The 15,217-nt window shown below is 41.2% G+C and carries 14 protein-coding genes; 8 read left to right on the top strand and 6 right to left on the bottom strand.

All coding sequences use genetic code 11. The features are described from left to right. Nucleotides 1–72: 72 nt before the first annotated feature. Nucleotides 73–1,059, bottom strand: coding sequence for a hypothetical protein (locus FTV11_RS13220; protein WP_180026548.1), 987 nt, complete (start codon nt 1,057–1,059; stop codon nt 73–75). 314 nt (nt 1,060–1,373) lie between these two features. On the opposite strand from FTV11_RS13220, the gene FTV11_RS13215 reads away from it, so the two are divergent. Both FTV11_RS13215 and phoU read left to right on the top strand, forming a co-directional pair. Continuing rightward, entirely contained in the window at nt 1,374–2,729 is a 1,356-nt protein-coding gene (locus FTV11_RS13215) for a TolC family outer membrane protein (RefSeq protein ID WP_180026529.1), read from the top strand. Nucleotides 2,730–2,812: 83 nt separating this feature from the next. Next, entirely contained in the window at nt 2,813–3,529 is a 717-nt protein-coding gene (gene phoU / locus FTV11_RS13210) for a phosphate signaling complex protein PhoU (protein ID WP_078189433.1), read from the top strand. A 57-nt stretch (nt 3,530–3,586) separates the two neighbouring features. Here phoU and FTV11_RS13205 read toward each other — a convergent pair whose 3' ends face one another. Continuing rightward, entirely contained in the window at nt 3,587–5,383 is a 1,797-nt protein-coding gene (locus FTV11_RS13205; protein ID WP_180026530.1) for an ABC transporter ATP-binding protein, read from the bottom strand. 172 nt (nt 5,384–5,555) lie between these two features. Here FTV11_RS13205 and FTV11_RS13200 point away from each other — a divergent pair, with 172 nt between their 5' ends. Next, complete coding sequence (locus tag FTV11_RS13200; protein WP_180026531.1) at nt 5,556–6,182, top strand: alpha-ketoglutarate-dependent dioxygenase AlkB; 627 nt, start codon at nt 5,556–5,558, stop codon at nt 6,180–6,182. 230 nt (nt 6,183–6,412) lie between these two features. Here the strand turns inward: FTV11_RS13200 and FTV11_RS13195 are convergent, their stop codons facing one another. Further along, entirely contained in the window at nt 6,413–7,189 is a 777-nt protein-coding gene (locus tag FTV11_RS13195) for an IclR family transcriptional regulator (RefSeq protein ID WP_180026532.1), read from the bottom strand. Between the two features lie 463 nt (nt 7,190–7,652). Here FTV11_RS13195 and FTV11_RS13190 point away from each other — a divergent pair, with 463 nt between their 5' ends. Genes FTV11_RS13190 through FTV11_RS13180 form a run of 3 tightly spaced genes read left to right on the top strand, consistent with a single transcriptional unit; the run spans nt 7,653 to nt 10,989 of the window. After that, entirely contained in the window at nt 7,653–9,752 is a 2,100-nt protein-coding gene (locus FTV11_RS13190; RefSeq protein ID WP_180074135.1) for an FUSC family protein, read from the top strand. Further along, on the top strand, nt 9,745–9,951 hold the full coding sequence (locus FTV11_RS13185; RefSeq protein ID WP_180004682.1) for a DUF1656 domain-containing protein: 207 nt from the start codon (nt 9,745–9,747) through the stop codon (nt 9,949–9,951). Before FTV11_RS13190 ends, FTV11_RS13185 begins: the two co-directional genes overlap by 8 nt. 33 nt (nt 9,952–9,984) lie before the next feature. After that, on the top strand, nt 9,985–10,989 hold the full coding sequence (locus FTV11_RS13180) for an HlyD family secretion protein (protein ID WP_180074134.1): 1,005 nt from the start codon (nt 9,985–9,987) through the stop codon (nt 10,987–10,989). 105 nt (nt 10,990–11,094) lie between these two features. Here the strand turns inward: FTV11_RS13180 and ruvX are convergent, their stop codons facing one another. Both ruvX and FTV11_RS13170 read right to left on the bottom strand, forming a co-directional pair. After that, nucleotides 11,095–11,538 carry a Holliday junction resolvase RuvX gene (gene ruvX / locus FTV11_RS13175; RefSeq protein ID WP_180074133.1) on the bottom strand — a complete coding sequence of 148 codons (444 nt, stop codon included), beginning with the start codon at nt 11,536–11,538 and terminating at the stop codon, nt 11,095–11,097. Beyond that, a complete protein-coding gene (locus FTV11_RS13170; RefSeq protein WP_078189425.1) occupies nt 11,531–12,085 on the bottom strand; it encodes a YqgE/AlgH family protein in 555 nt (184 codons plus the stop codon). The genes ruvX and FTV11_RS13170 overlap by 8 nt, the downstream gene beginning before the upstream one ends. 308 nt (nt 12,086–12,393) lie before the next feature. On the opposite strand from FTV11_RS13170, the gene FTV11_RS13165 reads away from it, so the two are divergent. Next, on the top strand, nt 12,394–12,594 hold the full coding sequence (locus FTV11_RS13165; protein ID WP_180074132.1) for a hypothetical protein: 201 nt from the start codon (nt 12,394–12,396) through the stop codon (nt 12,592–12,594). A gap of 36 nt (nt 12,595–12,630) precedes the next feature. Then, on the top strand, nt 12,631–13,119 hold the full coding sequence (locus FTV11_RS13160; protein ID WP_180074131.1) for a hypothetical protein: 489 nt from the start codon (nt 12,631–12,633) through the stop codon (nt 13,117–13,119). Between the two features lie 61 nt (nt 13,120–13,180). On the opposite strand, the gene recN is transcribed toward FTV11_RS13160, so the two are convergent. Then, complete coding sequence (gene recN, locus FTV11_RS13155) at nt 13,181–14,842, bottom strand: DNA repair protein RecN (RefSeq protein ID WP_078189423.1); 1,662 nt, start codon at nt 14,840–14,842, stop codon at nt 13,181–13,183. Nucleotides 14,843–15,217: the final 375 nt, after the last annotated feature.

Genomic DNA, 15,217 nt, shown 5'->3' with positions numbered 1-15,217 from the left:
ACAGTGTTATTTTTCATCGATTTTGCAGTGCAGAATTTTGGCTAGGCCCGTGTGCAATTGAACTTGCATTGGCTAAGTAGAGGACTGATTTACACAGATGGCGTCACTAAAACAGTCTTTCTTATAATGCGGATCAGGATTGCGGACACCAATGAAATTCAACAGCTGCGCTTCAGATCGCTGAGTAGACGCGGCAGTATTTTGATCTAATAATTTTAAAAATAAACGCGCCTGATCTGCCAATCTGGAGTTTTTTAATTGGGCCAATCGTTCAATTTCTTCTAAAGAACTGGCTTGAATACTGAGGCGGTCTGAAAAATCATTAGAAACTGGGCTATGCGCTGAACCAATAAATAACAACTGGCTATATTGATATAGTAATTGTTGTGCATCTTTTTTGTAGGGGCTATCTGGATATTGTTTCAGATAGTCTTCCCAAAAAATGGCACGTGTCGCAATCTCTTGTGGCTCAATGGCTAAACTTTGTTGCAGCAAGGCAGGTTGTGCATTTTGTTCAGCCAGTTTTTCAATAAAGACTTGCTCAGATTCTTGCATATAAGGCGCAAAAATTTTGGCTAAATATTCAGGACTACGGCGATAGCGTAACTGTCCTTCACCTGCATCGAACAATTCCACATAGGCTTGGCCTTTATGTTTCAGTAAATACTGATCTCGGGCGGTGAGCTGCTCATAATGATTTTGTTGAATGGTGGGATGCTGAGCCATATCAAAGGCAAATTGTTCGAACGCCATTTGCTGTTGAGCCGTACGTTCAACATGTAAAAAGTTGCGATACATTTGATTGGACAAGCGCAGTAATTTTTTTTGTTCGTCCGCTTTTAACAGCGGTAAGCAGACTTTGAGATCTTGGTTGATTTGTTCTAAAGCGAAAGTTGTGCGTTGATCATCAATTTCCAGCATGTTTTTTTCCAGTTTTTTGCACAGCAAAGACAAATCGACTGCTTCTTTTTGAACAGTCTTATTGTTGGGAAACTCTGGTGCAGGTTGTGGTTCAGGCTGTTGTTGGCATCCATTCAACATACTGAAACATAAAAACATTGCACTAAACTTTGCAGGCAGCTGAAAAAATTTTGACACAGGAACTCGATGCGCTATAGAAGTGGTATTGTCCGATGGAATGTCGACTATTCTATAGATGAAACACGTGCAATATGTGTACTATTGTACAGTTCTTTGTTATAGCGTTGTGAGTAATGTCCGAAAACGACTGAAATTATCTGATTTTGTCGCATTTGATATAAAAAATTAATAAAAATCATACGGAAATTTGCAAGGATATGATTAGTATCTGCTTAGTTTTAGGCTTGAATATTCAATCTCGGGTATTTGAATATTAGGAATTTACAAAAAAAATGAACAAAAAAGTTGTGGTGAGTCTTTGTTTGCTTTTCACGAGTCAATGGGCGTGTGCGCTAGATCTTGTGCAAGCTTATGAACGCGCAAAACAAGAAGACCCCAATTGGCAAGCCAATAAACTACAATATGAAGCGGATAAATTGAATTTGGGGATTGCCAATGGGAACTTACTCCCGACGGTAACAATCTCCGGAAATGTGACCCGAAAAAATCAAAATTCCAACCAAAGCGGCGCTCAAGCCGGGCTGATCATGCCAGACAGCACCACAACAAGACAAATTGCGCTCACTGCCCGTCAGCCCATTTTTCGTTGGGATGCATGGGAAGGGCTGAAGCAAGTCAAGACCTCGATTAACTTAAGTGAAATTAATCTGCGGATTCAAAAACAAGATCATATTTTAAATGTTTCTGAAGCTTATTTTAATGTCCTACGTCAACAAGCTTTGACGGTTGCCAACCTACAAGAAGAACAGGCGCTATCTGAACAGTTGCGTATGATGAATGGCAAATTAAAAGAAGGCCTAGTGGCAAAAAGTGATGTCAGTGAAGCCAATGCACAATATCAAAATGCACGGGCAAACCGCATGGCAACCAATGTTCAATTGGTTTTGGCGCAGGAACAATTACAGCAATTGATTGGGCCATATCGAGAAAATCTGGCGGTGTTACGTGAAGATTTTCAGTTTGAAAAACCGATTCCAAACAATGTGCAAGCGTGGGAAGAACTGGCTCAGGGGCAGAATCTAGGTATTTTACAAGCGCGTATGCAACAACGTTATGCGGAAGATGGTAAACGCGTCGAAAAAGCTGCCTTATATCCTCAGATTGAAGCGGTAGGGACCTATGGGTATAACAAGCAAAGTCCACAATCCATCATGTCGCAAGATGGTCAATTTGATCAGGTGGGGATTGAAATGAACTGGAATGTGTTTAATGGTGGACGGACACAGAAATCCATTAAGCAAGCGGCGATCAATGTTGAAAAAAGCCAAGCACTGGTGGATGCAGCGATTCGAAAAGCACAAACCGATGTAAAAAAATCATATATGCAAGTCGAAACGGATCAAAGTAAATTACAGGCACGTAAAGCTGCAATGGATTCTTCCGCGCAAGTGTCTTTGGCCTCACAAGCCCAGTACCAAGAAGGTCTGAAAACTATGGTTGATGTGCTACTGGCACAGCGTAATGCCTTTTCAGCCCGTCAAGATTATTTAAATTCCAAGTACGATTATTTAATACATGTACTGCAACTCAAAGCCTCCGTTGGGAAATTAACGGAAGCTGATTTAGTGGAAATGAATGCGTGGTTGGTCGATCAGAAAAATCAGCCATCGATCCTACTAAAGAAATAATCCATGGTCATAAAAGTTTCACAATCAATATGCTTTAATATGGCACTAAAATCTGCCGATTCACGTTGTAGTGGAGACTCGCTTTGCCTAATAATCCTGTTTTAAACCATCATATTTCTTCGCAATTCAATGAAGAGTTGCAGGATGTGCATACCAAATTTATGACCATGGGTGGTTTGGTGGAGCAGCAGGTTGCAAATGCCATTCATGCCTTATTGGATACGGATGCAACAATGGCGATTGATGTTCAATTTCAAGACAATACGGTGAACCGTATGGAAACTGAAATTGATGAAGCGCTTACCCTAATTTTGGCGCGTCGTCATCCTGCTGCAATTGATCTACGCATGGTGATTGCGATGTCGAAAGCCAACACCGATTTAGAACGGATTGGTGATGAAGCGGCAAAAATTGCCCGTATTGCACAAAGCTTGTGTGAAGAGGGGGGTTCACCGCGTGGCTATATGGAAACACGTCATATTGGCAACCAAGTCCGCGTGATGATTCATGATGCGCTCGATGCCTTTGCACGTTTGGATGTAGATCAGGCTTTACGTGTCCTTTTGGCCGATGCTGATATTGACCGCGAGTATCAATCGGCAACCCGTACCCTCATGACGTATATGATAGAAGATCCACGCCACATTACTCGGGTGATGAATGTACTTTGGGTGCTGCGTTCACTTGAACGTATTGGTGACCATGCTCGAAATATCTCTGAACAAGTGATTTATATGGTGAAAGGTCTAGATGTCCGTCACACCAGTGTTGAAGAAATTGAGCAAAAAGTTCAGCGTTAATTGATTAACATCAAGATGAACGAAGCCCATCAAATGATGGGCTTTTTTCGGTCTAAATTAACTATGTGTTTCTTCGTCTTCTTCAAAAGTACGGGCAATTTTGTCAATATTTAAACTTTTCGCCATCGCATCGAAGATTTGCTTATAGGCACCTTCTTGATGGTACAAATCATGATGCTCCCCGTGTTCTACGATTTGTCCATCTTTCATGACGTAGGTGTAATCGGCATCGATAATTTGCGACAAACTATGCGAAATCATGATGACGGTACGACCTTGCTTAATTTGATCCAAACTATTTTTAATTTGTTCAGCAGCGATCGCATCTAAACTTGCAGTCGGTTCATCCAAGAAAATAATCGGCGGATTTTTTAGGAACATACGTGCCAAGGCAATGCGCTGTTGCTGTCCACCTGAGAGCAGTAAAGCATCGGCTTCATAGGCATGCGGAAGTTTTAAGATCTGATCATGGATCGAGGCTTTCCGTGCTGCATCGAAGACTTCTTGCTCTGTAGCTGTACTTTTGCCATAGCGAATATTTTCAAAAATTGAACCTGGGAAAATATGATTTTTTTGCAATACCAAACCAATATTTTCACGTAAATACTGTGTATCAATCTGTTCTAAATCGATGCCATCGAGTTTGATATTGCCCGCTTGAGGATGATAAAACTTATCCAGTAAGCTAATTAATGTCGATTTACCAGCGCCAGATAAACCAACCAAGGCGGTAATTTTATTTGGTTGGATGGTCATATTGATACGGTGTAATGCCTGAAAACCATTGGGATAACTAAATTCGACATTGCTCAATTCAAATTGACCTTGAATCGGAGGTTGGGCAGTACCACTGGTTTCAATTTCATGATCCGCTTCTAAGATGTTAAAGAAGCTTTCTGAATAAATCATCGCAGAGTTAATTTCATCATAGATACGATGCAGCGAGCGAATCGGGGCAGAGACATTATTAAATAACAACACGTGATACATAATCATCCCGATACTCATTTGCCCATCCAAAACAAAATAGGCCGTCAGAATGATGATCAGCACCACGCCGACTTGTTCGATAAAAGTTTTGAGACCGTCAAAGATATAACTGGTTTGCCGTGTCTGCATTTGGTTTTCAGTCAGCGACTTTTGCAGATTTAATTGCTTTTTCGATTCGACGGCTTCTTTGTTAAAGGATTTAATGACCGTTATCGAGTTGATAATACTTAGAATACCCTGATTTTTCTTTTCAAAATTATCGCGGAGGGCACGGCGTTTGCCTGCCAGTTTTTGTGATTGTTTGAAGGTCAACCAAAAATAAATCGGCACAATAATTGTGGCCACCACGCCAACCCAAACATTGGCATAATACATTAAGCCCAGTGCAATAATGGCACTGGTAAATAACGGTAAAATATCAATAAAAAAGATTTGAACCAGTCGTGTGAGCGAGCTGACACCCCGATCAATTCGAGTTTGGAGTTTGCCTGCTTGGTTGTCTTGTTGATCGAAGAATGCCAATCGATAGGTGATAAATTTTTCAATAATGCCTTGGGACAAATCCTGAGAAATTAAAATACGTAATTTTTCACCAAACGATTTTTGTCCAAATTGCACGATGGCATTGATGACTTCTTTTCCCAGTAAAACTACGGTGATGGTGATTAATATATGCCAACCATTGGCTAGACCGAGGCCTTGTTGTAAAAGCTGATTGATGCTGTCTACGGCATATTTGAGTGTCAGGGCATTCACCTGTGCCGTGAGTGAGCCAATTAAGGTCAAGATCAGCGTCACGACCACCAGCCAGCGGTATGGCTGTACAAATGGACGTAATTTTTGGAAAAGCTGCCAAAGGTTCATAAGCAATTATTTTTATTGTGAATATGAGCTTTAGTCTAAGACTGAAAATTCTATGCGACAAGTAATGACAATGTTTTGATTTGTGACGAGAGTTTTTCGGCTAAGATATTTTTTAAATGTGCTCACGACATCAGCATCACGCTGCTGTGCCAAACAGTGTTGAGTTGAACCGATGAATTTTGAATTATTTACGCCTGAACCGCATGCAAATCTGTTGCCCTATGATGGTGAAGTTGAAGATTATGGATTGATCTTCAACGCCGAAGAGAGTGAAAAATATTTACGCTATTTCCTCACGCAGTTGGCTTGGCAGCATGATGAAGTCATTTTGCATGGACAGTATTTTCAAACGGAACGAAAAGTGGTTTGGTATGGAGATGCTCATTATGAGTATCACTATTCAGGCATGCAAAAGCAGGCATTGATCTGGAATCCAGCTTTACTGCGCTTAAAGCAACATATTGAGCAACGGGTGGGTCAGACGTTTAATTCCTGTTTGGCCAATTTATACGAAAATGGTACGCAAGCGGTGGGGTGGCATAGTGATGATGAGCCATCTTTGCTTTCACCCACACAGCAGGTGGTGATCGCATCTTTGAGTTTTGGCGCAAGCCGAAAGTTTTGCTTTAAACATAAAAGCACTCAAGAGAAAGTACAGCTTTTACTGCAAAGTGGACAGTTGATTGTGATGCGTGGGCAAACCCAACGGTATTGGAAACATGCCCTAATGAAGTCGATGAAAGTGACCGAGCCGAGGGTGAATTTAACCTTTCGTTATTTCTATGATCAACAGCCGTAAAAAAAGCCCATATCTAGATGAGCTTTTTTCTTTCTCTGAGGAAGAGTATAGTGACAATCAACTGAAATCATGGAACACATGGTTGAGATGACTGCTAAAGAACAATAATCATATTATGATAATCTATCTGGAATTTATAATTAATAAATTCAATTAATAATATAAATTTATCAGATTAATTAAATATCATCTTTACAACATCGCATCAGTTGTGCGCAAACTGATCAGATTTAAATGGCGTCCGATTCTTCCATCATACTGCTGTATTTTTTCTCAATACGCGCTGTACAGTCTTGCATCATTTCTACGACTTTTTGAAAATTCATAAATTCAAAACGATTTTTAGACGCCAATAGGGTCAAAGCAAGTGGGGGTTCTTTACTGGAAAATTTAATCGGAATCGATAGGCTCGACATATTCGGGTCAACTTCACCATTGGAAAAATAATAACCCTGCTTTTTAATCTTTTTCATTTGCAGCATAAATTCTTCTTCATTATGCGCAAAACCAACTTGTGATAACTCGTCCGCAAAACGGTGGTAATAATCTAAAATCCGTTGCTTAGGTAACTGCGACAAAATCACTTTAGACGATGAGCCTTTGTACATCGGACGCGGGCTACCTCGACCATAAGCCAAAGCGGCATAGTCTTTATAAAGTTCATGATGTACATCAATACATGAGTCGATATTCAGATGCGTCAATAAGCAACAAGACTCTGTGCGTTCCACAATTTCTTTCATGAAGGGAATGCTAATTTGCACCAATGGATCAGTGGTGCGAGAAATAAAATCAAGCACAGCAATTTTTGAACCCAGTGTGTAATCGCCAGAAGTCCCACTGAGGCGCTGCAATAATTCAGCAGAAACCAGTTCTTTTAAATAGCGATAGCTCGTTGGTTTAGATAAGCCTAATTCTTCACTAATAATGTCGACATTGATGATGGGACGAGCAACTGAAAATAAGTCGAGTACGGTGAGAATTTTACCAAAACTGGAAAGCGCCATAAGAACCTGCTTGGTCACAATAAAAATGAATCGTTAAGTTACTTTATAACAAATTGCTCGGCCTGATGTTGCGCTTTTCTACATTGGAAATGAAACAAATCTGAAATATCACAGGGTTTCTTGGGTTATTCTGATAAAAGCATAATAAAAAATTGAAATATGCATTTAAAATATAGACTAATTATCAAAATAAGATATTAATATTGACTTTAATTTGTTTTTTAAGCAAAATTGTTGTGAAAATATCCTATATTGAATAAATATCGCTCATTCTTTCGATGCGCAGGCAATGTTGCACATTACTTTTTGTATTCAAATGGTTTGAAACACGATTTGAATCGCTTCTTTACTTATTGAAATTTCTAGTCATTCCTGTGCCGTGATACAGGTTGTGCTGTCGAATGTTTAAGCATTCGATACGAGGCCGTTTTCACTAAAAAGAAGCAAACTGACGAGATCAATCATGCTGCTGACGAAACAAATACTCGCTTTTCGGCCCAATAAAATGGACTGGATTTTTGCGACCAAAACGTTCATCGCGGGCATGTTGGCATTGTATGTAGCCTTTGTACTGAATTTGGCTTATCCGATTTGGGCAATTGGCACCGTTTTCGTGATCGCGAATCCATATTCAGGCATGACGTCTTCAAAAAGTTTGTATCGTGTATTAGGGACGTTCTTAGGGGTGGCTGTGTCAGTGGTGGCACTGCCACATCTCATCCACATGCCTGTACTGTTTACGGTGTTTTTAGCGGTTTGGGTTGGGTTTTGCTTGTATTTGTCACTGCTAGACCGTACGCCTCGTAGTTATGTTTCCATGTTGGCGGGTTATACCACGGTCATTATCTGTTTTAACGTGGTGTATTTTATTGATACCGCTTCGATCTTCGATATGGCCTTGGGGCGTTTTCTCGAAATTACGGTGGGTGTGGTATGTAGTGCCATCGTGACCACGACATTATTTCCAATGCATATTGGCCCTGCCGTCGAAACACGGGTGAGTAAAACCTTTGCCGATACCAAAGAAATTTTTGATCAGATTTTATTAGAGCCCGCCGAACTAGAAAATTATTCAAAAAACCTCGGCAATATTGCACGAGATATCGCGGATATACATGTCATGGCGGTGCATTTGTCTTATGAAAAATCTACCTTAAAAGGCATGACACGTCCATTGCAGGAAATCTTGCATCAGTTGAGTTTGTTGGTCAGCAACTTGGTGGCCATGTCTGAACGGATGAAACAATTAGATGGTCTAGACACACATTATCGGACGGCACTCACGCAAGCCCATGAACATATTGCCGCGTTTTTATTAGATCAACATCAGATTGAGGAAAGTGAACTTAATCAATTGCCTGAACAGTTTGAGCAAGATTTTCAACACATTCAGGCACAGGCATTGCCATCACAACAGGTGATTTTAGGTAGTCTAAAAATGGATATTCGGCATTTTATTCAGAATATTCGTGCGATTCGCTTGCTTTGGCAGCGGGTACAGCAAGGCGACTCCACTTTACCTGCAACACTGACCGCCTTGGGCAATAGTCATTATCCGACTTTGCATCGAGATGCAGGTGTTGCCATTCGTGGCGGGGTGTCCGCATGTTTGATTATTTTAATTTCTACGGGTTTTTGGATCGTTAGTGGTTGGAAAGCTGGATTTATGATGGCCGAAATGGCTGCGATCAGTGCTTGTATTTTAACTGCAATGGATAACCCTGTTCCTGCATTGAAAATGTTTATTCGCGCCAATATGTATGCGGCTTTCATGGTGTTCATCTACGCCAATGGCATTTTCCCGCATGTGACCGCTTTTTGGCAGTTGATCGTGGTGTTAGCACCGTTTGTGATGTTCTGTCTGATGCTATTTTTACATCCGCCTTTGGTCGGGATCAGCTTGCCGCTTTTGATGGGCACCATCATGGGGCTGAATTTTCAAAACCGCTTTAGCCTTGATCAGGTGTTTTTCTTCGATGCATCGATTGGGACGGTTTTGGGACCCATTATTTCGGTGTTTATTATTCATTTAGTGCGTGCGATGTCACCGGATATGACGGCCCAACGCATACTTTCACAGCATTACAAAGCACTGCGTCAGGCATTATATCTGCCGTATGGCTTACCGTTTCGGGTGCATTTACGCAGTATGTTGGACCGAATCGGCATCCTAAATAGCAAAATGGTGCAATCAGGGAACTTGAAACAACAGATCGAGTGGGCTTTGGTGGAAGCCAGTGCGGTGATTGATTTGACCCGCTTGCAAGAACTCATGAATAAACTCGATCCGAATGAAGCACTGGTCAGCGAACTCGAAGAGTTACAACAAGATTTAGATGACTATTTTCGGGCCATGGAACAAGGGCAAAAGAATGTGTATATGAGCTTGAAACAGCAAATTGTAGAGCGAATTCAACGATTGAATCAGGCCGTTCAGGGTGTTGAAAACGACGATGTTATGCATCGAATTCAGTATTCACTGAACAATATTCAAAGCAGTTTGTGTCATGTCCTAACACAGCAAACACCAGATAATTTACAGGTCGAGGCACAACATGGGTGAGCTAAATGTATATGGCGTCTATGTGCCCATTCTATTGATTCAAGCGGTATTGGCCTATCTGTTATTGCGGGTCATCATGCGTTTGCTTGACCGATGGATGGCGCCAGATTGGGTGCCGATGCTCAATATTTTTTATTTGGGTGTATTTGTGATGTTGCTTTGGCTGGTGCATGAAATCTTTATTTTCTGCCAGTTCTAAGCCCCTAAAAAATGAAATGATTGAGGTAATCGTATGACCAATTTGAATGTCCGAAAATATGTTCGGCCTGTATTGTTGATAATCGTGCTATGTGGCGCATTACTTGCGCTGAAACATATTTGGGACTATTACAATTCGGAACCATGGACGCGTGATGGACGGGTACGTGGTGACGTGATTCAAGTGTCATCGGATGTTTCAGGTTTGGTCACAGACGTTTTAGTTCAAGACAACCAACAAGTGAAAAAAGGTCAAGTGCTGTTTCGTATAGATGTGGCACGTCAAGCTTTGGATGTTGAGCAAGCCAAATCTGACTTGGCGAAAGCCAAAGCAGGACTGGCAGGGGCTGAAGCGCAGCTTGCTGAAGCTAAAGCCAATCTAGTGAAGTCACAAGCCAATATTAATCTTGCAGATAAAAATGCAAATCGTTATGCAAGTTTGATGGACGGTGCGATTTCAAAACAAGAACAAGATCAAATGTTTGCAGTACGTGATCAATCACATGCAGAGCATGAACAAACTCAGGCCGCGATTGAGCAAGCCAAAGCCAGTGTGGTGCAGCAAAAAGCCCTGATTGAAGCGGCGAATAGCAGTTTGCATTTGGCAGAATTGAATTTAAAACGTTCGGAAGTGGTTGCACCGACTGATGGAACATTGTCTAACTTTGAACTCAAAGCAGGGAATTACGTCAAAGTAGGACAAGCCGTAGCGGCCTTAATTGACCGTCAACAATTGTATGTTGTGGGATATTTTGAAGAAACCAAACTGGATAAAATCTATGTTGGCGCACCTGCAACAGTCCAACTGATGGGAAGTTCTGAAGTTTATAAAGGCCATGTACAAGGCGTTGCAACAGGGATTGAAGACCGTGAACGTACATCGACTGATAGTTTACTGGCCAATGTCAATCCAACCTTTAGTTGGGTTCGTTTGGCACAGCGTGTACCAGTGAAAATTGTACTGGATGAAGTGCCGCATGATCAGTTGGCTTTTGTCGCGGGTCGAACCACCACGATTCATATTGTGGATAAAAACTAAGTTATCCCCAATCATTTCATTTGCGCAGCATTGAGTGATCAATCTTGCGCATAAAAAAGCATCCTCTTTTGGATGCTTTTTTATTTGCCTATTTGTTGAAAGCGCTTAAGGTTTTAGTCCAACTGGATTTCGATACCAACTTTCAATAAACAATGCTGCAGCAAGGCTGTCGGCAGAAAGATTCTTCGCACGGCCTTGGGCTTGATAATGATCTAATTCATCACGCGCTTCACGTGTCGTTAAGCGTTCATCGACCATCAAGGTTTCAATATTGGTTTGGTGGCGAAGGCGTCGTGCAAATTTACGCGCACGTGTGGAGAGTTCAGATTCGCTATCATCCATATTGAGCGGTAGACCCACGATGAACAAATCCGGCTGATACTGTTTCACAATCTTGAGTAGATTATCCCAATTGGGAATGCCATCTTTCATGGGAAAGAGTGGCAGGGGATTTGCACTTTCAATCAGGGCTTGTCCCACAGCCATTCCTGTTTTTTGTGTGCCAAAGTCAAAGGCCATAATCATTTGATATTGTTGTAAATCAGGCATGTCCAATCTCAGATGATAACCACATGCGGTCTACGCCCATTTTTTTATAGGCAGCGTCCCAGCGGTCGTCATAAGGTAAGTTAAATATTAAATCCATGTCTGAGTCACAAATGAGCCAATCACCCCGAGCAATTTCTTCTTCTAATTGGCTTTTACCCCAACTGGCATAGCCTAGGGCCACCTGATAACGACCCACACCTTCATTGTGTGCAATCGCGTCTAAAATATCTTTAGACGTGGTAATACAGACATTTTCACCTACAGCAATAGACGAATGCCATGTCGGTTGACCGGTATGAAGAACAAAACCTGCCTCTGGGCGCAAAGGTCCACCTTGCAACACTTCATGAGGATGCACATTATCTGCCTCAATTTCCAAATCATTCAAGAGTTCTTTGATCTGTAAACCTGATGGACGATTAATAATGATGCCTTGAGCGCCATCTTCATCATGTCGCGCTAAATAAATCACCGTATTGGCAAAGAATTCATCGTTCATTTCGGGTGGAGCAATCAGGCAGCGGTGTGTAAGGTATTGTTTAGTCACCTAATGGCTTCTCCTTATTGGGGTAAGTTTCATTCTTGGGGTGAATTGCATTCGAATAACGTTGTATTTATCAACATACTAGACTCACAAGTTTTCAACAATGAGTTTTTCTGCAAATTCAATATTTGTCATGCACGACCGATGAGGGACATGCTAAAAATCTTCATCGTGCAGGCAGGTCTACAATACGGTGAATTGTGAAGCGATGATTGGTGATTTGAACAACAGCAGTACAAAAGTGAGGAGAAGATATACGTGATGGATGACTGAGATTGCTTAAAATAGCAGGATAAACTGAGGGTAAAACAATGACACATTATTCAAAAATAATAGGGATGGCACTCTGTGCAAGCCTACCTATTTCAGGCTTTGCAGGAAGCGCTGACTTACAAAAACATGAATCTCAGGTGATTAAAAAATATAAAAACTTAAATTTTTATGAGGTCAATGAAGCGATAGAACGTGAAATTGTGGATGTCATTGCGGCAGATCCGAGCAGTTTTCACTAGGGATTTACGCAACTCGAAAAGCAAGGTTTTGTTCATGTGCAATATTCACCAGATAAAAAACTTAAATTTTATAGTTTTGATGTGTCTGGCGGAGGCACGATGGGGGAGTGGAGCAGCTATGTGCAATATGCAACGGGAAAAACGCAACATTTAGATCAATTTGACTCAGGCTATATCAATCAAATTTTGCCGGTCAACATCCAAAATAAAACCGTATATTTGGTGAAGAGTTATTATAAAGGTGATAATTGCAGTGGACTACATCATCTAAGAGCTGTTGAAGTTGGACCAAAACAGTTACTTAAATCTTATGTATTTCAAACTAAGCAAAAGAAACTAGATCAAATCTCGGTAGATTATGACTGCCATTATGAAACCGATCGTCGTAGCGGTAATGAATATCTCAAAATCAGTCCGAAACACGTGGATGTTATGTTACTCAATCAACAACATCAGCCGCAGTATAAATATTTACGCTATAGCTTGGGCTCAAAAGGCTTTGTGTATCAGGGGATTTTCAAATAGTGTATTTAAGAAAAAAGCCTGTGTACTTTGAATACACAGGCTTTTTTGAAAGCATCAAAAATTAACTATGTTGAAATTTTAATTGTCGCAACTGTTTTGCGTGTTGTAAGGTCGTTTGACTAATCTCCACACCACCAGTCATTCGAGCCAGCTCTTGAATCCGATCATCTTCTTCTAATTCGATAATGGTACTGCTTGCAGGATCCGTTTGACGTTTTTTCACCAGGAGATGTTGGTCAGATTGAGCAGCGACTTGGGCTTGGTGAGTAATACATAAAATTTGAACATGCTGTGCCAAATCAGCCAACAAACGTCCGACAATTTCTGCCGTTCCGCCACTGATCCCGACATCAATTTCATCAAAGACTAACACTTCGGATTCGGTTTTTTCAGCATTCATCACTTGCATGACTAATGCAATACGTGACAATTCCCCCCCCGATGCCACGCGTGCTAAAGGCTGAGCAGGAATCCCTTTGTTTGCGGTGAACAGAAGTTGAATAAAGCTTAAACCTTCACTTGAAGCTTGTTCTAGAGGCTCAAATTTAAATTCAAAATGAGCCTCTGGGAGCGCGAGCTGCTTCACTTGTTCAGTCAACTGCTTCGCCAATGGGGTAGACGCTTCACGACGAATATCATCCAAATGCTGTGCTTTGGCTAAAAAGTCTTGATGAGACACTTCCACTTGTTCAGCTAAGGTTTCAGGATCTTCAAGTTGATGTAATTGTTCTAGCTCAAGTTGCCACGCATCATAATCATTTTTTAAGTCTTCAGGCTGAGTACGATATTTACGCGCTAAGCGATGAAAAACTTCGAGTTTAGTGTTTAATTCGTCCATACGTTCAGGATCGAAACTTTGACGATCAATAAACTGACGTAAATTTGCTGTCGCATCTTCAATTTCACTTTGAGCGTTCAGCAGCGATGTATAAATTTCAGAAAGTTGTTCACTACGTCCTGCATGCGATTCAATCCGACGAATGATCGCGCCCATTTCTTGATTGATATTTTGCTCGGCATCATCGAGGGCATTTAGACCATAGCTACAATCTTGCATGATATGTTCATGATGACTGAGACGGTCAAATTCTTGCTCGATTTCTTTGTAGTCCGTTTGCACAACGTCTTCAAGTTCTTCCAATTGAAGTTCAAGCGTTTCTATCCGTTGCTTACGTGTAGCCTGTGCATCGAGTGCTGCTTGGTGCTGACGAATGTCCTTTTGCCATTTGCTATAGGCATCACGCACGGCTTGAGCAGGCTGATAAAAATTATAATAACGATCCAACCAATGCTTTGGATAGGGTGGTTCTAAGAGTTGTTGTTGGCTGTGTTGGCTATAAAGTTGTACCAATAAGCGGCCAATTTCTTTTAACTCGGACAAGCTGCTCGGACGTCCATTTATCCATGCCTTGCTGCGACCTGTTGCAAAAATCACGCGACGTAAATGGATTTCGCCAGACTCATCATCTAGTTCGTGTTCTTTGAGCCAAAGCGCTTCAGGGCTGTGCTCTTGATAGCTAAAGGTCGCTGTCACATCGGCTTTGTCTGATCCATAGCGCACGTAGTTGGTGTCTGTACGTTCACCTAAGCAAGCTGATAATGCGTCTAGAAGTAAAGATTTACCTGCACCCGTTTCACCCGTCAGGACATTAAAGCCTTGTTCAATGTCGATGGCTAAATGGTCGGCTAATGCAAAATTGATCAGAGTTAAATGTGTCAGCATAAACGCATCCGAGCTGCGAAAAGTTCTAGTTAAAGATAATTAAGTTTTGTTTTGGTCACAAGACAAGTTTTATTTTAAGATGACGAAAAACCTCATAATTCTATCTTAAATTTCAGTTTAACAAGAAATTAGTTTCTTATCCGCTGTATCCATGCAGTGTTGTGATGTAAAGAGTAGGTGATCTTGCATAACGTGAGCTGAAACCATCAAATGTCCTGCCAAGTCCTCACAAAACACGTTTGTGTATGTATTCTTGTATTTAATCTAGCGTGTTATTGCCATAAAACGTCATGATTTGGTCTCTTAAATCCGTCCATATAATTCATTATCCATGTATATCTGTGAAATGATTTTGCAGCGTTTCTATAGACCCTA

It is taken from the genome of Acinetobacter sp. YH12231, assembly GCF_013417755.1.
GTDB lineage: Bacteria > Pseudomonadota > Gammaproteobacteria > Pseudomonadales > Moraxellaceae > Acinetobacter > Acinetobacter amyesii.
This window is presented reverse-complemented; position numbering and strand designations above follow the sequence as displayed.